The 16,588-nt window shown below is 68.0% G+C and carries 20 protein-coding genes; 8 read left to right on the forward strand and 12 right to left on the reverse strand.

The window, feature by feature from the left end; all coding sequences use genetic code 11:
* Window positions 1-40 precede the first annotated feature (40 nt).
* From ACWD5D_RS34170 to ACWD5D_RS34185, 4 genes are all read left to right on the forward strand, one after another.
* Window positions 41-313, forward strand: a complete 273-nt coding sequence (locus tag ACWD5D_RS34170; RefSeq protein WP_451376680.1) for a MarR family transcriptional regulator — start codon at window positions 41-43, stop codon at window positions 311-313.
* Window positions 310-462 carry a hypothetical protein gene (locus ACWD5D_RS34175; protein WP_451376681.1) on the forward strand — a complete coding sequence of 51 codons (153 nt, stop codon included), beginning with the start codon at window positions 310-312 and terminating at the stop codon, window positions 460-462. Before ACWD5D_RS34170 ends, ACWD5D_RS34175 begins: the two co-directional genes overlap by 4 nt.
* Window positions 463-610: 148 nt before the next feature.
* The gene (locus ACWD5D_RS34180) at window positions 611-775 is read left to right on the forward strand and encodes a hypothetical protein (protein WP_451376682.1); all 165 of its coding nucleotides are present in this window, start codon (window positions 611-613) and stop codon (window positions 773-775) included.
* Window positions 776-966: 191 nt separating this feature from the next.
* Window positions 967-1,356, forward strand: coding sequence for a hypothetical protein (locus ACWD5D_RS34185; protein ID WP_451376683.1), 390 nt, complete (start codon window positions 967-969; stop codon window positions 1,354-1,356).
* Window positions 1,357-1,616: 260 nt separating this feature from the next.
* Here ACWD5D_RS34185 and ACWD5D_RS34190 read toward each other — a convergent pair whose 3' ends face one another.
* The 10 genes from ACWD5D_RS34190 to ACWD5D_RS34235 form a co-directional block, all read right to left on the reverse strand.
* Entirely contained in the window at window positions 1,617-2,861 is a 1,245-nt protein-coding gene (locus ACWD5D_RS34190) for a DUF6236 family protein (RefSeq protein WP_451376684.1), read from the reverse strand.
* Window positions 2,862-2,970: 109 nt separating this feature from the next.
* Window positions 2,971-3,375 (reverse strand): hypothetical protein, encoded by a 405-nt coding sequence (locus ACWD5D_RS34195; protein WP_451376685.1) that lies wholly within the window; start codon window positions 3,373-3,375, stop codon window positions 2,971-2,973.
* A 105-nt stretch (window positions 3,376-3,480) separates the two neighbouring features.
* Window positions 3,481-5,250: a relaxase/mobilization nuclease domain-containing protein gene (locus tag ACWD5D_RS34200; protein ID WP_451376686.1), complete on the reverse strand. Its 1,770-nt coding sequence runs from the start codon at window positions 5,248-5,250 to the stop codon at window positions 3,481-3,483.
* The gene (locus ACWD5D_RS34205) at window positions 5,250-5,708 is read right to left on the reverse strand and encodes a plasmid mobilization protein (protein ID WP_451376687.1); all 459 of its coding nucleotides are present in this window, start codon (window positions 5,706-5,708) and stop codon (window positions 5,250-5,252) included. Before ACWD5D_RS34205 ends, ACWD5D_RS34200 begins: the two co-directional genes overlap by 1 nt.
* Before the next feature lie 203 nt (window positions 5,709-5,911).
* Window positions 5,912-6,136, reverse strand: a complete 225-nt coding sequence (locus tag ACWD5D_RS34210) for a hypothetical protein (protein ID WP_451376688.1) — start codon at window positions 6,134-6,136, stop codon at window positions 5,912-5,914.
* A gap of 103 nt (window positions 6,137-6,239) precedes the next feature.
* Window positions 6,240-7,316 carry a DUF2637 domain-containing protein gene (locus ACWD5D_RS34215; RefSeq protein ID WP_451376689.1) on the reverse strand — a complete coding sequence of 359 codons (1,077 nt, stop codon included), beginning with the start codon at window positions 7,314-7,316 and terminating at the stop codon, window positions 6,240-6,242.
* Window positions 7,313-7,879, reverse strand: a complete 567-nt coding sequence (locus ACWD5D_RS34220) for a WhiB family transcriptional regulator (protein ID WP_451376690.1) — start codon at window positions 7,877-7,879, stop codon at window positions 7,313-7,315. The genes ACWD5D_RS34215 and ACWD5D_RS34220 overlap by 4 nt, the downstream gene beginning before the upstream one ends.
* A 117-nt stretch (window positions 7,880-7,996) precedes the next feature.
* Window positions 7,997-8,704, reverse strand: a complete 708-nt coding sequence (locus ACWD5D_RS34225) for an ATP-binding protein (RefSeq protein ID WP_451376691.1) — start codon at window positions 8,702-8,704, stop codon at window positions 7,997-7,999.
* Window positions 8,704-9,723, reverse strand: coding sequence for a hypothetical protein (locus ACWD5D_RS34230; RefSeq protein WP_451376692.1), 1,020 nt, complete (start codon window positions 9,721-9,723; stop codon window positions 8,704-8,706). Before ACWD5D_RS34230 ends, ACWD5D_RS34225 begins: the two co-directional genes overlap by 1 nt.
* Before the next feature lies 1 nt (window position 9,724).
* Entirely contained in the window at window positions 9,725-10,054 is a 330-nt protein-coding gene (locus ACWD5D_RS34235) for a transcriptional regulator (protein ID WP_451376693.1), read from the reverse strand.
* A 348-nt stretch (window positions 10,055-10,402) separates the two neighbouring features.
* Here ACWD5D_RS34235 and ACWD5D_RS34240 point away from each other — a divergent pair, with 348 nt between their 5' ends.
* The 4 genes from ACWD5D_RS34240 to ACWD5D_RS34255 all read left to right on the forward strand — a co-directional run bounded on the left by ACWD5D_RS34240 (window position 10,403) and on the right by ACWD5D_RS34255 (window position 13,451).
* Window positions 10,403-10,912 (forward strand): helix-turn-helix domain-containing protein, encoded by a 510-nt coding sequence (locus ACWD5D_RS34240; RefSeq protein WP_451376694.1) that lies wholly within the window; start codon window positions 10,403-10,405, stop codon window positions 10,910-10,912.
* A 459-nt stretch (window positions 10,913-11,371) separates the two neighbouring features.
* On the forward strand, window positions 11,372-11,659 hold the full coding sequence (locus ACWD5D_RS34245; RefSeq protein WP_451376695.1) for a hypothetical protein: 288 nt from the start codon (window positions 11,372-11,374) through the stop codon (window positions 11,657-11,659).
* Complete coding sequence (locus ACWD5D_RS34250; protein WP_451376696.1) at window positions 11,656-12,852, forward strand: MAB_1171c family putative transporter; 1,197 nt, start codon at window positions 11,656-11,658, stop codon at window positions 12,850-12,852. The genes ACWD5D_RS34245 and ACWD5D_RS34250 overlap by 4 nt, the downstream gene beginning before the upstream one ends.
* Window positions 12,849-13,451, forward strand: a complete 603-nt coding sequence (locus ACWD5D_RS34255) for a hypothetical protein (RefSeq protein WP_451376697.1) — start codon at window positions 12,849-12,851, stop codon at window positions 13,449-13,451. Before ACWD5D_RS34250 ends, ACWD5D_RS34255 begins: the two co-directional genes overlap by 4 nt.
* 376 nt (window positions 13,452-13,827) lie before the next feature.
* Here ACWD5D_RS34255 and ACWD5D_RS34260 read toward each other — a convergent pair whose 3' ends face one another.
* Both ACWD5D_RS34260 and ACWD5D_RS34265 read right to left on the reverse strand, forming a co-directional pair.
* The gene (locus ACWD5D_RS34260) at window positions 13,828-14,316 is read right to left on the reverse strand and encodes a hypothetical protein (RefSeq protein ID WP_451376698.1); all 489 of its coding nucleotides are present in this window, start codon (window positions 14,314-14,316) and stop codon (window positions 13,828-13,830) included.
* Window positions 14,317-14,323: 7 nt separating this feature from the next.
* The gene (locus tag ACWD5D_RS34265; RefSeq protein ID WP_451376753.1) at window positions 14,324-16,426 is read right to left on the reverse strand and encodes an RNase A-like domain-containing protein; all 2,103 of its coding nucleotides are present in this window, start codon (window positions 16,424-16,426) and stop codon (window positions 14,324-14,326) included.
* Window positions 16,427-16,588 lie beyond the last annotated feature (162 nt).

The following is a 16,588-nucleotide window of genomic DNA, read 5'->3' on the forward strand; positions in this document are numbered from 1 at the left end:
CGCCCGCCCACGCTCATCACCGACGAACGAGGAGGACACGATGGCCGACGACCAGCAGCTCTGGGGGTATCCGGAGGTCGCCGCCCACCTGGGCATCAGCGTCCGGGCCGCCCGCAGCCGCAAGAGCCGGGGCACTCTGCCGGAGCCCGACGACACCAGACTGCCGGACCGGCCGCGCCGGAGGCCCGCCACCTTGCAGGGCTGGCAGCCGGTCGGCCGAGGGTTCCGCAGCGACCTGCACGGCACCGCCCGACCCGACGGCACCGCATCCGGCCGACCGGCAGTCGGTCCCACCCATAGGCTGCGGCCATGACGACCGACTCGCCGATGCCGTCCCCGCCGTTCCCCTCGCCCGACAGCGCCGTGCTCCGGCTGATTGTCGGCAACGCCATCGCGTCGGTCCGCAGCGGCGAAGCCTCGGTGGAGGAGGCGATCCTCCACGCAGCCGTCCACGTCTGGTAAGAGGGCCATGTCCAGGGCGAGGACGAGTGCTCCGGCTGCGACTTCCGGGGCGAGCTGCCCAAGCACGGCAACCGCGGATGAGCGCGGCTAGATCCGTTCACTCCCGTCTTCGTGCAGGACAACAAGAGGGTCGCCGCACTGGTGACGGGTGATCTGCCTGGCCCTGTTCGTGTTCTGCCATCTCTCCGGCCTGCGGCTGCGCGTCGTCGGCGCCACCGACCCGCCCATCATCGTCATCAGCAGCGACGTCCAGCTCCATCTCCTCGACCTCCTCGGCCTGGAACCGACGCATCCCCGCTGGCCAGAGACCTGAACGAGCTACCCGTGGCGCACCATGGGCCCTCCTGGAGCGTTGACGGCATAGCCCAGAACCAGCCGGCGCGCACGCCCGTGTAGGTACGTGTCGTTCCCTCAGCGTCGGTGGGCGTGCGAAGGATGACCAAGTGGGCGCCGGAGGCACGTGACCTGTGGCAAGCTCATCTCCCTGGGGGAGAGGAACGACTGATGACCCATTACCAATGCGGATCGTGCTCGTTTCAGAGCGACCATCTCGGCGAGGCTCAACAGCACTCGCAGCAGACGGGCCACGTTTGCATCGGCAAGGAGGGTGCCGGGCCGGCCGGAGGTAAGTTCGGCAAAGCCAGGGTCGTGGTTAAGGCCGGCGCCAGCGTTCTGGCCGCCACCACCATCGGGGTCCTCGCCTGGAAGTACAAGGGGCTTCAGGAAGAGCACGAGGAGCTCCAGACGAAGCACGAGGGGCTCCTGTCCATGGCTGCCGGACTGGTCACGCAGTTGGCGGAGTCGACGGCGGAGAACGAGAGCCTGAAGTCGGAGAACGACTACCTGAAGTCGGCCACCGGTGCCTCGAAGACGCTCAAGAGCTACGACTGCTGAGTGAGGGCTTTCTGCGGGTAGTGCCACTGGTGAGCAGGTGCCCCGGCGCTCGATGCCGTTGGAAGGGCGAGCGGGCGCCGGTGCCCAGCCCGGCGCTAGCCCGTTCTCCACAGGTCACCCATTCGAAGATCAACTGATCGCGGCGGGTCAGCCATCGGTCAGCGCGGCGGTCCGAGTTGCAGCACCCGCCGAAGCACGATCACCTGAGGACCGTGATCAAGCTCGGAAACTGTGCAAAAGAGTGACCGGCGAAGTACGAGCTAGATTCCGGAGCCGGCAGCTCGGCCAAGCGTTCGCGCCACCCGCCGTACCAGTGTGGTGGGCTTCAGGTTCCGTTCCACCCTGAGCAGGTAGCTGACCGGAGAGCCAGCGAGCTGAGCGTCGCGTGCCTCCGCCGTGGCCTGGCGCAGGGTCGCGGCGGCGATCGCAAGACTTCCTCCGGCGATCGGCACGTTGCCTGCCCAGCCGCTTGCCGCCGCAGCGAGGGCGGGCACTTCGAACTTGTAGTTCAGCGCGCTGTAGAAGGTTTTGAGGTTGAGGCTGCTCATAGCCTTGCGCAGGTCCTCAAGTGGCTGGGCGATGCTCTCGTCGAATGTCATCCGAAGGTGGTGTTCGAAGGCTGCGCGGTCTTCGATGCCGCCCACCTGCTCTCGCAGGTCTGCCGCAGCCTTGTCGACTGCTTGCGTGAAGGCACTGAATTCTGCCCGGTAGTCGTTCCGAAGTTGGATGACCTTCCCCACCGGCACCGAGCGCAGGCCGTCCGGGAGGACGCACTGCACGGCCATCAGCCCGAGTCGTGTTGTCTCGTCGGAGCTTGCCGGTCGGGGCGGCTCGCCCAACATGGCGGCAGCGATCCGGTCGCTGTCCCAGCCGTCCGTGGCGCTGTGGGCAGCGACCTGGTCGGTGATCGGCGCGTACCGCGTACGGCGGGCCAGCTCCTCGGTGAGCACACACTTGTAGATCCAGGCCAGGACCGGGTCCATGGCCAGCCACGTCACGTCCGCGGATCTGGCGATGCGCGACCGCATGGCCGACACGGCGAGACCGGCACCGCGTAGGGCGTCGGCAAGCCCTGGGGCTACCTCGTGCGGGTAGAGGCCGGCGAGGGGGCGTTCGTCGCGCGGAAGCGTTCGCAGGTCGTCGGGCGAGGTCGGCTCGGCGTTGATGATGCGCTGTCCCATCATCAACGGCTCGGGCCGATTCCCCTGTTGCGTGTGGAAGGGTCGGGTGTCGGCAGTGGCCAGAAAGCGCTGCCGCAGTTCGCCGCCGTGGTCCTCGACAGCCTTCAGGAAGGCGGGGGCGACAGCGGCTGCCGCTTCCCTGGGGTCCACGTCGGTGAGGAAGTTGTCCAGCCCGTCGCGCAGGGCCTTGACCAGGTCCGGGTCGCTGACAGGAAATCCGCGTGGGACGACTCGGGCCAGGCCCGGCCAGTAGAGGGCGGCGGCCTTGATCCACTGCTCCTTGCGGAAGTGCACGTACGGGTAGTAGAGGCCGATCCGCTGCACTGCTGCCCTTTCACCGCGTCCTGTCGGCCTCGCCGGATGCGTCCGGGGGCCGACAGCATGCTACGCAAGCGGTGTTCGCTGCTGGTGCATAGAACGGAACCGCGCTGCTCTACTCCAGGTAGGTGCCGGCGAAGGCGCCGTCGAAGCCGAGTGCGATCAAGCCCTGTTCGACGCTGGGGTAGGTCGTCCCGTCCGGGATGGCGATCATGGCGTCGAAGAGGCCGCGGCTGATCTCGGGCTCGAGCCACTGGTTGCTGCAGCGGCAGCGGACCCAGACGTCACGGCCGTGGTTGATGAGCAGCCAGTCGCGCCGGGCCCGGCAGGCCGAGCACATCACGGGGATCCCGCGGAGGGACAGCTCCGATGGGTGGCTGAGGCAGCGCGTTGCGCCGGGTCCGCTGGGCGGCTGCGTCTCGTACCGGAGTTGCGGCAGCGGATAGCTTTCGGCGGGGGCGGCGGGCAGGACGGGGATCAGCTCTACGTGGTGGTCGGTCGTTCTGAGCACGAGCGTCATCTCCCGGTCGAGGGCCTTCTCTTCATCCGTAACAGCCGGTGGAGCCGGTTGTCCAGGTGTTTCGCGCAGTCCGGCAGGCCGGTGGCGGGCCTGCCGGACTGCTGGTCAGCGGTGCGGCGGGCGGCTGCGCGGATCCGGTGCGGCGGGCCTCGGCGAGGCCGGGGGCGTGGTCCGGACGCCGGTCCGGTTGGCCGGAGGCGTGGCGCGACTGGTGCCGACGTGCGGGCGTCGAGCGGCTTCGCCCGGGTGGGCGGGGAGCTGGGCGAGGCGGCGCAGTCGCCAGACCAGGACGTCGTTCACGTCCTCGGCCGTGTCGAGTTCGCGCATGGCGATGGCCTCCTGCAGGAGGGCCTTCGGGTCGTGGCCTGCCTGCTCGGCCTGGGCCAGGGTGGCTGCCAGGGCGTCGTTCTTCGTGTTCGTGTTGGATCGCGTGCCGTTCTCGGGCAGGGCGGCGCGGATGGTGGTCTCGTAGGTACGGCGCTGGGCTTCGGGCAAGGCTCGGCCCTGGTCGCGCAGGGCCTGCATGGGTGCGGCGGCGGCCTGGCGGTAGGCGGCGCGAAGGTGCTCGGCGGCCTGCCAGGACGCTTCGGCCTGCTGGGCGTGACCGCGTGCGGAGTGCCAGCGTGCTGCGGCCAGCGCCACCAGGACGAGGGTGGAGACGAGCATGGCGGTGGTGCCGCCGTCTTCTCCTCGGCCGAGCGCGCCTCCGGCCTGGATGATGCCCCGGGCCGCCGAGCGGATCGCCCGGGTGTCGGCGCGTTCGGCTCGGACGTGGCTGCGGGTGGCGCGTTCGAAGGAGCGTGCGGCGGCGCCAAGTTCGGCGCGGGTGGCGGCCGGGGAGGTCTGGGCGACGGCGTCCAGGAGTTCGCCGACTCCGACGAGTTGGGCTGCGGCTTCGTCGTCGTCGCTGTCCAGGAGGACTGCGGCGCGCTCGGCGATCCCGGTCGCGGTGCGTCGCCCCCGTGCGGGAGGCGACCAGTTCAACCGGCCGCTGTCTGCTTCCGGCAGCGGGGCCTCGTCGGGGGTTCCGTCGGCGAGGCGGCGCTGGATCTTCGGATAGGAAAGGTCGGGGGCCAGGGTCGAGCCCGCGAACCAGACCGGCTCGCGGTCACGGTTGCGGTCCCCGGGCAGCGCGACCGTGTAGCCGAGGACGTCACCGAAGGGGGCGTGCCGGAGCTTGACGCGCAGGCCCGCCTCACGAAGGCGGGTAAAGAACTCGGCTTCGCTGGCGGCTCCGGCGACGGCCTGGCGGACGGCTTCGCGCAGCGTCTCGCGCGGTGTCTCGGGTCGGCCGACCCGCTCCGCTTTGAAGCGCTCGGCGCTGGTGGGCGTCTTGGCTCCGGTGCCGTCGCCCGGCTTGAGCCGACGCAGGCCCATCTCCTGTTCGATGCGGCGGCATTCGGCCTGGGCCTTCTTGAAGTCGTAGTTCATCCTCGGGCGGCGCAGGTCGCCTCGGACCATGGTGGCGAGGATGTGGATGTGGTCGTCAGCGTGGCGCACCGCGACCCAGCGGCAGCCGTCAGGATCGCCTTCGGGGGCGAGGTTGACCGCGTGGACCAGGCGGCGGGCGACCATGTTCCACTCGTCGTCGGTCAGGGTCCGGTCGCCCGGGTCGGTACGCACCGAGCAGTGCCAGACGTGCTGGGCCGGCGCCTTGTCGCCGGCCTGCTTGACCCGCAGGTCCAGAGCGGCGGCAAGCCGGGCCAAGGTGACCTTGGGGTCGGGGTCGGGGCTGGTGTCACGGCCGGGGTCAGGGGCGAAGCCGTCCCAACTGCCGACGAGATGGGGGTCGGTGTGCTCGTCGCGCTTCCCGGGGCCGTACAGGTAGACGAGCAGCCCATGGGTGCGCGAGCCGCGTCGGATCTTGGGGACCATCAGAGGCGCTTCTTCACCAGGATGTCGGCCGCGTCGTCCACGCGGGTCAGGACGCGGTTCACGGTCGTCAGGGCGCGGTCGAGTTCGCCGGGAAGGGGCTTCCCTCCGGCGTTGTAGACGAAGGCGATCTGGTTGATGTTGTTGCCGACACGGGAGATGGCGGTGCGCAGGGCGACCAGCTCGTCGATGGCGGCGTCGAGCTGTTCGTTGGTGTGCACGGTGGTCGAACCGCGGGCGACAGCGAGGCCGGCGGCGGCGAGGAATCGGGCGACGGTGACGGCGCGCTGCTTGGCGGCGGCGGTGATCTCGGTCTTCTCGGTGTCGGAGAGCCGAGTCGTCGTCTTGTGGGTGCGCTGGCTCGGGTTGCGGGTGCGGCGGCGTGGCTTTCGGTCGGGGAACGCAGGTTGGCTCGGGCTCGGCTGCTCGCGCGGGGCGCGGTCGTCTGCTTCTCCTTCCACGACCGGCGCCCCCTGGTGCCGGGAGTCCGGCTGGTCCCCGTGCGCCCTCGCTCGGGGACCAGCCGGACTTCGCCCGCCCCCCTGGGCGGGGGCAAGTGCATACGACGGGCCGTAGGACCGTCGTATGCGACAACTTGCTCCGCCAGGAGCCGTCGTGGGGTCACGCTGCTGTCCGGACGTGGTGGCTGCCGGGTCGTCGGAGGTCACGGGCTCGTCTCCGGGTCGTGCTGGTGGACGTCGCGGACGACTTCCTCGATCCAGTCCATGGCGAGGACCGGGTGGTGGAGGGTCCAGGGGCGGGTGTGTGGGCGTCGTTGCACGGTCCAGGTGTTGTCGGGTCCGGCTTCGGCGCGGTGGAGGTGGCCGAGCTGGTGCAGGACCGTCAGCCAGGAGTCGACCTCGGCCGGTGTGGCAGGGTTCGTGCGCATGGCGGTGCTCTCCGGTTCGCTTCAGGAAGTCGTGGGGCGCGTGACCGAGGTCGGGTGACCGGCCGAGGTGTCCGGCTCGGTCACCCGACCCCGTGCTGTCCGGTCAGCTCCGGGAGGAGGAGGCGGGCTGTCCGTGCTGTTGGCGGAGCTGGACCATCAGGGCGGTCAGCGTGTCGCTGGACAGCGGGATCTGCTGACCTCGGATCGCCTGGGCGACCACCTTGCGGGTCAGTTTGTCCTCGGCCCTGACCGCTGACCGGGCGATCTCCAGCAGCGCCTCGGTGTCCGGGTCAGATCGCCGGCCACCAGTCGTCCGGGTGTCCGGGTCAGTTACCGGCGAGGGGGTGACCGACCGGTCAGTGGCCGGCGGGAGCCTGTCCGGGTGACCTGTGACCGGCTCGGTGCCAGCCGGTCGGTCGCTGACCGCCGGGACGGTGTCCGGCTGTCCGGCCAGGTCAGCGGCCTTGGTCCCCCTGTCGAGGCGACCGATGTCCGGGCGGGTGGTGTCCGCCGGGGCGCGGTCCACGGTCGATGTCCGGGCTGCCGGGTGACCCTTGTCCAGGGACAGCCGGGGCCTGTCGGTCAGGGCGCTGACCGGCTGTCCGGCGCTGACCTGACCGGGGTGGGTCTGCGGCTGACCGGCCCGGTCAGTCCGAGTGACCGGGATGCGCTCGGCCTGACCGCGCTGACCGGCCTGACCGAGGTCATCGCGGTCACCTCGGCCACCTCGGCCACTGTCCTTGACCGGCCCCCGTGCGATGAGGATGTAGAGGTGGACCGCTCCGGCCAGGGCGAGCGGGGCGATGGTGGACAGCACCGCGACCACTGTGTCCCCGAGCCTCAACCCGGTGACCGAGGAGGATTCCTCGTTGAGCCTGACCGCGTGCAGCGCGTTGGCCCAGATGCTGGCGGCGGTGGCCGTACCGAAGAGCGTCCAGACGTAGAGCCGGGCGCGCAGGGACGCTTCTCGCAGGACCAGCAGGGCCCGGACGCCGTAGGCGATGAACCCGTCGATCACCAGCGGGAAGAGGTAGGTCAGGAGACCGCGAACGTGGATGGCAACGGCCATCTGCTGGAGAGCGTCGTAGCTCAGGGCACATCCCGCGCCGCCGAGGGCGATGACGACCGCGCGGTCCCATCCGGTGATGTGCGCCGTCTTGGGCGTGCTCGCGATGGTCACGCCGCCGTCCCGAAGTCGTCGCGGCCCAAGCGCTCGCCGTCGGTCTCGGGGGGCGCGGTGGCCTTCGTGGAATTCTTCAGGTCTCGGTTGCGAAGGGCTCGGCGGGTCTCGCGGTACAGCTTCTGGGCGTGTTCCTCGGTGATCTTCAGGAGCCAGGCCAGGCGCTGTTCGGACAGGCCGTGCCGGTAGGCGGCGTGGACCACCGCGCGGCGTTCGGACTTGGTGAGGTGGACGTCGCGCCCGGCGACGGTGGCGTTGACGCGGCTGTAGTCGAGGCGGCTGGCGAGCTTCTCGTGCAGCGGCGCGCGTTCCTCCTCCGTCATTCCTCCCCGGATGCCGTGGGTGTCGCCGCCTTCGAGAGCGGCGTCGAGGCAGGTGCGGCGGACCGGGCACTGGCCGCACAGTGACTTCGCAGTGGTGATCTTGGCGGTCTCGTCGGGCTCGGGGAAGAAGATTTCGGGGTCCACCGGGTTGTACTCGGTGCTTTGGCAGACGGCCTGGTCCTGCCAGGTGTGGTCGCCGAGCAACCGGTGGCGGGCAGGGGGGATCGTCGTGGGGGTCATGCGGATTGCTCCGATCGCTCTCCGCGCGCAGGGGCGTCGGCGGAGGGGTGCGCTGGGTCGGGAGGTGCGAGGGGCGGCGCGTTGGGGCGCGGCCCGGCGTGGCGGCCTGCGGCCAGGTCAGGCGGCCGTGCGGTGGCGTCTGCGGTCGACCGGCTCGAACTCGACCCGGGTGGTCATCTGCGCGAGTCGGGAGGTGACGCGGTCGCCAAGGTAGGCCCGGAGGTCTTTGATCGCCAGGTTGGTGGTGATCAGCGTCGGGAGCATGTGGTTGTACCGGCGGTTGATCAGCCGGTACGTCACTTCCTCGACCCATTCGCTGGCCTTCGCCGCGCCGAGGTCGTCGATGATCAGCAGCGGGCAGCGGCTGACGGCCGCCAGCTCCCGCTCGCTGTCCACCCCGGCACGGGGGCGCAGGTCGGCGTACAGGTCAGCGGCGGTGGTCGCGCGCCAGCGCACGCCGACGCCGCTCTGCACCAGTCGTCGGACCGCGCCGTACGCCTGGTGGGTCTTGCCGACGCCGACCACCCCGGCCATCAGCAGGCTCGGGCCGGTGGTCACCTGCCGCCGGGCTCCCAGGCTGGGAGCCGCAGCCTGCCGGGCGACGTCGCGGACCCAAGCCAGGACCTGCGGATGGTCGGCCACCGCGCCCTGGTAGCGCGGCGGCATCCCGGCCAACAGGGCGTCCAGCGGGGAGAAGGGTTCAGGTTCGTCTGCCAGCGCAGCGATGGCGGCCGGGTCGATGTCTCGGGCGGCCAGGATTCGGGCCATCCGGTCCAGGGTGCCGGCGTTGCCGAGGGTCTGCGGGTCGCGGGTTTGGGTGCGCATCACAGCTCCTCGGCGTAGGCGGCGACAGCGTCGATCGGGTTGGTCCACGCCTGGTGAGCGGGCACGGTAGGCCGGATTCCCGGCCGCGCCAAACCGGCGGAGCGTGAGTTCATGGCCTCGTTGACCATGCTGGCCAGCACGCTCGGGTGCTTGGGGTTGGCGGCGAAGTTCTGCAGCCCTGCCCTGATGTACTCCGGGGCGATCCCCTCTGCCAGGAGCTTCTTCGCGATCCGCCCGAGGTGACCGATCACCTCGCTGGGTGGGCGCTCGTCGCAGGCGGCGATGTACTCGCCGACGAGCTGGTTGGCTGAGACGGGGGTGGCGGGCGCTGTGCGCCCCGTAGGGAATGAAGATCCAGGATCCAAGATCCTAGATCCAGGCGCCAAGCCCTCTCCGAGGTTTCGGGGAGCCTTCAGGGAGTCTTCGGGGAATGCCGTCTGACCTCCGGTTTTCTTGCCGATGTGGTCAGGGGTGCCGGCTGGGCCGACGACGGCGTCCTGTTGGGCTGTCGGGGCCTCGCTTCGGGGGACGGGCGGCATGGGAGCGGGATGTGCGGGCAGATCGAGGGCTCGGGGAGTACTCGGCGAAGTCTCGGCGAGCCCTCGGGTAGGGATCGGCGACGCCTCGGTGCGCTTGGCGCAGGTCCCCTTGCAGGGGCCGCAGCGGTCCGCCGTGTGATGCTGTGGGCAGGAGGGCAGTCGCGACTGACTGGGCTTGTCGATCTTCTGATGCTCGGACCAGGTCACGACGTGGAGGTAGCGCCTTCCGTCGCAGCCGGTGTACCGGCAGAGCAGTCCGGCATTGGCGAGCTGCTGAAGGTCATCCTCGACGTGGACCGAGGTGTGCTCGGCCCGCAGGGGCCAGAGCAAGCCCGCGACGATCGCGGCGTTGTCGCGATGGCGGCCCTGGTCGTCGGCCTGGGTGAGGAGGCCGAAGAAGGTCCGTTCGGCCTCGACGCTCACCTCAGCGAGCGACTCGGAGAAGAATGCCTCCGGCTTGATGGTTCGGATCCGCGCCATGTCAGCAACCCCGGCCGACGGCGGCGACGAGGTCGCTGCGGGTGAGAGGCGCGGCGGCGAGGTCGAAGGTGCGGGGCCGGCTCCAGTCCACGCCCGGCCACACCCGCAGGACCCAGCGGGCCGCGACCCTGGCCGTCGTCCGGCTCAGCTCGATCGCGTCCCCGTCCACGTCCTTCACGATGGCGTTCAGGTGGGGCCACGCTTGCCTGGGTTCGGTGAGGCTGACGCGGACGGTGGCCGCTCCAGGGATCATGTCGGCGAGCTGGGCCGCGAGGCGGTGCTGGCGGGCTGCGTCCGGGCATGCCGGGATTCCGCTCGGCATGACGTGCATGCGATACTCCGTTGTTCGTAGGAGCGCGGTGCGGCGGTTCTCGTGCAAAAGCCCCGCCGCCCGCGAGATGTGAATCGGTGTCCTTCGGGGTGCCGGTCCGGCGCCCAGGAGTCGCAAGCTCCCGGGCGCCGGTCACACGAGCACCCCTATGGGCGTCAGCCCGATCGGGCACTAAGCGCCATCGATACCCCCCTCTTCCATCACTGAAGTGTCCGACAGGGAGAACATACACTCCAGTGATCGAACCAACCAACCACTAAAGTGCAACCAACACAGTGGCTGGGGTGCATCATGGAATACACTTCAGTGCCGAAGCTTCGGCATCAACGCGACAGAGGACCTACAGGCATGGCGAGAACCCACAGCAGCGCCGGGCGCTCCTCGGTGGCCGCCAAGCTGAACCACCTCATCGCAACCAGGCTCTCACCGAGCGGCAAGCCCTACACCAACCCGCAAATCGTCCAGGGGGTCGCCGACGCGGCCGGCCCCGAGGGAACCACGATCTCGCTCAGCGCCATCGCGCAGTTGCGATCGGGCGCCAAGCCCAATCCGACGGTCAACACACTCAAGGCGCTGGCCCGGTTCTTCAAAGTGCCTGCCACCTACTTCCTGGACGACGAAGGCGAAGCCGCCAGTCAGCGGCACGACATGGAGGACAGCCCCGCCGCTTCGGTGGCCAGCGACGAGAACGATCACCTTCAGGCGGCCCAGGAGCTGCTGACCGCGATCAAGGACAACGACGTACGCGGCATCGCTTTCCGAGCGAATGGCCTGTCGGCCGACAGTCTCCGAATGATCAAGACCGTCATCGAGCAGGCCAGAAAACTGGAAGGGCTGGACAGCCAACAGTCCGAGTAATTTGCCCACTTGGGAAAGATGATCATTTCCCGAACCCTCAGCAACGAGGGGGCGATTGGCATATGAAACCATCTGTCGTGTTCACTACTCCTGGCACCCAGGGATAGCCCTGGGTGCCAGCTTCGTGTGCGATTTTACGAACCTGCCTTCTTGATCATGCTGCTCAGAGGGCAGCGGCGGCAGGATAAGGAACGACCCATGTTCAGAAGGCGCCGAGCCCGGCACGAGGAACAGCTGCGGGCAATATGCGAAACGCAGCTCAGGGGAATGATCTTCCCCAAGCCGTTCGACATCGATGAATTCCTCCGGCGCCTCTCAGTGCACCGCAAGCGCCCCCTTCACGTGCATGAGCTACCTGACGTGGACGTAACAGGCGCCCCGTGCGGAGTGTGGCTGGCTTTCGAGAGCGAGGACCACCTTTTCCACCTCCGAGGCATCAGCCGGCGTCATCGCGCTCAGGTGCTCAAGCACGAGACCGCGCATATCCTGCTCGGCCACCGCATGAGCATGGACATCCAGGCGTTCGCCGACGTTCTGCCGAGCGAGATCGACCGCGAGGCGGTCCAGAGCGCGTTCGGCCGCACCAGTTACGACACGGCCCAGGAACGCGATGCCGAACTCGCCGCCTCCCTCCTCGACGAACTCATCGAGGACCTCTCCCCTGATCCATACGCGAGCGGCCGGAACGACGTGCTGGCCCGCCTTGACGACGCTCTCGGTCACCCCGTGAAGGACCGCCGCTCATGAACCTGTCACACCAGACCGCGACCGCCGGTCTGCTCTGGGTGGTGGCTATTTGGCGCCTTCCTTCCGCGACCAACTCACGGAAGCAGCGCACGCTGTGGGGCGCCTTCGCGGCCCTCGCGGTTGCCATGACGTTCGCGATTCCCGCGCTGGCCCATGCCGTGGACAGCGCCACGGGGGTGAACAGTCTGGCTACCTTGATTAAGCACCTCTTCGGTGTAGTGGCCTCCAGCGCCGTCCTGGAATTCGTCATCGCAGTGGTTCGCCCGCGCGGCTTCCTACCCGGGAGCGTGCGGCGCAGCATGACACTCAGCGCCATGGCCGCCATGATCGTTTTCTTCGCGTTGTCCCCGCGTATGCACGAATCCATGGACTTCTTCGAGGAGAGCAGCGGTTCCGCTTCCCCCACGATCTACATGACCGTCTTCGTCCTGTACATCGGTACAGCCATGACGGTAGCGACATGGCTCTTTCTCAGTGCGAGCCGAATCGCTCCATCAGGATGGCTGCGTAGTGGGCTCCGCATCCTGGGAGCGGGAACTGCCGTCGGTATCGCCTACTCCGCCCAACGCGCCGTCTTCCTGGTTCTTCTGGCCCTCGGCCACGACCAAACCGACAGCAAGAACACGGAAAACGCTCTTTCGACGGTGCTGAAGACGGTCGCCATCCTGCTCATCCTTCTCGGTAGTTGCCTCCCACCCATTCCAGTCATGCTGCAGACCCTCCACAACGTGTGTGCCCTGCGCCGCCTCGCGCCTCTGTGGCAGGGCCTCTCCGCGAGCACCCCCCACGTTGTACTCAAGGCCCCGATCCAAAGGCACCGCATCAGCCTTCGCCTACACCGCCGGATCATCGAGATCAACGACGCTTCCGTCACCTTGCGGGAGTACGTTCCCACCGCGCTCAAAACCGAGGCCCGCAAAAAGGCCGCGGCATCCGGGCTAGCCGATGAGGCTATGGAGGCAGTCGCTGAAGCGTGCTGGCTCGCCGCCGCGTCCAAGCGAGCGCAGCTGGGTTACGGCCCACTCAAGGGGCTACCCCACCCCACCCCCGGTGCCGTCGACCTCGATCCGGACAACGAGCTGCGCTGGCTCTCCCAGGTCAGCGCGGCGTACCACACACACCCACTCGTCCAAGCTTTCGCGGATGCGCACGCCCACGCCACGCCGCACCCCCAGCACCAGGAAGCAGCATGACCAGCGCCACCGCCCCCCGCACCACCGCCGAGTCCCGCATAGCGCGGGTGCTCACCGATGGGCTCGAACCGAAGAACTGGATCATCGCGGTCACCGTGTTGATCGGATGGCATGCCGGACGCTTCGCCGGAGTCGGCTGGGGACTTCTCGGCGCCGTGTTCTGCGGCGTCATCCCCATCCTCTTTATCAAGTTCGGCGAGCGCCGAGGGTATTGGGGCGACAGGCACGTACGCAGAAGGCAGGACCGCCTGATCGTCATCCCCGGCATTATGGCCTCGGTCATCATCGGCATGACGCTGATGATCGTCTTCAGCGCCCCGCAGGAGATGATCGCCCTGACAGCAGCGATGCTCGCTACTCTGGTGGCCATCCTCGCCATCACCACCGCCTGGAAGATCAGCGTGCACGGCGCCGTCTCCGCCGGAGCCGTGATCATGCTCGCGCAGGCATACGGCCCCTGGATGCTTCTCGGGTACGCCCCTGTGGCACTCGTCGGCTGGTCGCGCATCGAACTGCGCGACCACACCCCCGCGCAAGTCATCGCCGGTACCGCCCTCGGAACCCTGGTCGCCGCCACCACCTTCGCGACACTGCGCTGACAAGAGCACGAGTCCACGGACCGTACACGGAGAGGATGACGGGCGCGCGGGGGAACTCGGCGCTGATGCGGGCCTACGTGAAGGCCGCTACAAAAACCCCGTCCAGTGCCACGGACGCAATCCGCTGTGACCGCGGAGGCAGTCAACGCGGTGCTGAGCCTCGGCTTGCCACTGCTGGTTGCTGGCCGCGTGCTGGGCGGCATAGGTCACCATGCGCAACTCCCGGGCACCCGCCAGGGGTTTCGTAGCCGGCCCACGTGGTCACGTCGTGCCCGTAGATGTCGCAGCCAGGGAGCTTGCGGCCATCGTTTCGTCCATGGTGGCGACGCCGCTGGCGGCCAGGAGGCTCGCCGTTTTCAACTTGCCGTCCGGCAGATCAAGAACGGTCGCGTCGGATCAGTGCATCGTAAGCACCGAAGTTGGGAACTGACTCCCAGTTGCTGGCGACGTCAATGCCCTGACGGCTTTCCTTTGATTCCTCGCCATCGACCTCTACAGTGCGCCGCATGATTCCGTCGGTGGTGAACTCGTAGGATTCCGTGCGTTCCGCGTCCGCATATCCGCCTCGCTCCGGCGAATCGCCGTAGCCGTATGAGGTTGCTGTTTCCAGGAAGAGAGAGCCGTTGACGAGAGTGAACGTGTAGTCGAGGGAGTCGCGGCCCTGCTCATCCATGAAAATGACCGAGGTGTACCCCGTTTCCAGGCGGACTTCCACGCGCAACGTCGCGACGGGGTGATCGTCGGGGAAGGCAACAGCGGTGTACAACTGGCCGGACGCATGCCTGGCTTGCGCCTGTTCGGGCGTCAGCGGGTTCATGGGCGCCTCGGTGAGGTTGTTCCACTGCTCGCAGTAGGTCCAGTTCATTGCTGATTCAGCCCGTGCCCTTCGGTAGCCGGTAGACGAAGCCCTGCACGTCCCGGATTATCACGTTATGGTCCACCGCTTCCTTGAGTGCCCATTCTGGCACAGGCTGGGACTGAACCGGGACTTCCAGATAGTACTTACCCTTCAGGGGTTTTCCGATCAGCTGCGGGTATTCCCTGCGCGCCTTTGGCGTGTCCGGGATCTTTGTTCCCGCCTTGTACTTCTGGTTGATCTCACGCAGATAGTTCCTGAACGTGTCCGGCTTGATCTTCCATATCTGTGTCTGCTTGCGCGATACGATCTCCTTTCCGGGCCGGTACGAGTCCAGGACTTTCCCGTTTTCCAGGTAGACCTCGTTTGCCGGGTAGCGCGGCCAGTTGTCTTCGTTGAACTGCCGTCCCTCGTTCCACTTGTCACGCAGCCACTGCGGGACTTCGCCGCGCTTCCCTCCGCTCGACTCACCAGGACCGGCTTCCCCTGCCCCGACCGCCATCAGCACGACACCGGCCGTCCCGAGGACGCCGGCGTTGAGGATGGCTTCGGCCGTGACTGCACCGGCAACTCCGCCCCCAGCAAGCGCGAGGCCCGCGGGAGGGAACAGGGCGAGCAGGGAGAGCAGGAGGAGGGCGAAGCCGAGGTAGACCAGGAACGTGTTCAGCGCATCGAGGAGATGGAACGTGTGGATCGCCCTGCCGCCGGGGCCCGCGCTGCCGAACCCCCGCCACAGCAATAGCGCGCCGGTGGTCGCCGCCCCCAGCGCGGTCGCGACACGGAAGCGGTGCGCCGCCAACAGCTCCCCCATCGGCTGGACCGACGCTGTCCGCCAGGTCCGCAACAGGGTGATGAGCTGGTAGGCGATCCAGGCCAGGGCGATGATGCCGAAGCCCATGAGAATCTTCGGCCCTGGACCGGTGCTGAAGAACTTCTGAAGGCCGGCAGTCGGGGTGAACGAACCGACAACCAGGAACAGAACCGAGGGAAGCACGAGCACGCACGGAATCAGCAGCAGCCATCGTCGTCGAGAACCGCGGACCGCTCGGATGCCCTTCTGCAGTTCCCGGATGTCCACCCTCTGCCAGGCACGTTGGTTGTCGGACGCGTCCATCCGGGCAGTGATCCCGGCGACCGCGCGGCGGAGTTCCTCGGTGGCGTCGGGCGGCGCCGACGCGGCTGCATACAGCAATGAACGCCGGACCCTGACATAGCGCAGTGCGATCAGCGCGCTCCACGGCAGACGCCAGGCCGCGTACCGCAGCAGTGCTCCCGCGCTGTCGCCGTCAGCTCTTTCAGAAGCAAGAAGTACGCCCGGCATGGTGCGCTTCCCGCGGTAGATCTGACGCAGGTCGACGACCATGGCGATGGCCAGGCACACGAGCGGCGCCGCCCACGCCCTCGTGTCCAGGGTTTCGAGCCACTGCGTGGCGTGACTGGTGGGCTTCTGGGCCGCGTAGTTGTTCACCGTGTGAGGGATGACAGCGGCCGTGATCGGGAGTATCGAGAACAGACGCGTCCAACCCCGTCCGCGCCACAGAAGCCCAACCCCGAAGCCGGCCAGCGCCGTCCACACCAGGTGAGAGAAGGTCTGAGTGCCGGGAGGTCCCGTCAAGTCCGCCTGGCTGAACGGCGCCGGGAGCCAGGCCGTGAACACCTGTCCTGGGCCCGGCACATAGGGCGGGGACAGACTGTCGGGGATGATCCAGCCCCCATCACGGACCAACGCCCTGTGTGCGTCCAGGCCGTACCGCAGTACCGACTCCAGCAGCCCGAACCCGCCGCCGAGAGCCGCGCCCAACACCACGAAGTCGGTCAGCCCCCACTGGCGGCGAAGCTTCGGACTCAACCCGACCAGCAGCAGCGGGGAGACCTTGATCAGTTCCTCCACCCAGGGAGCCACCGTGTAGCTGGTGGTGTTCACCACCGTCGCCAGGGACTGTCCCGACTGGTCCGCGTAGAGGCGGGTGTAGGCAAGTTGCACCAACGCTGTCGCCACGCCGCACCCGTACACGCCCACCGCGAGTGCCAGCAGCACGGTCGATAATCGCACCGAACGCGTCGGCCCGGAAACGGCGAACAGCTGCAGCACACCCCAGACGGCTGCCACCGCCATCATCAACGTCACGCCAGGCCCCCGATGCGCCGAAGCAACATTAAGTTCGCGATAGTGAATGAGATGCTATTCATGTGACTGCTTTGGCGGCAAGCGAGTTGCCTCGCCGGACAGGATGGTTACAAGCAAGATGCAAACGACCCCTCTGTGGAGATAAGCCATGAG

Source organism: Streptomyces sp. NPDC002520, assembly GCF_053595235.1.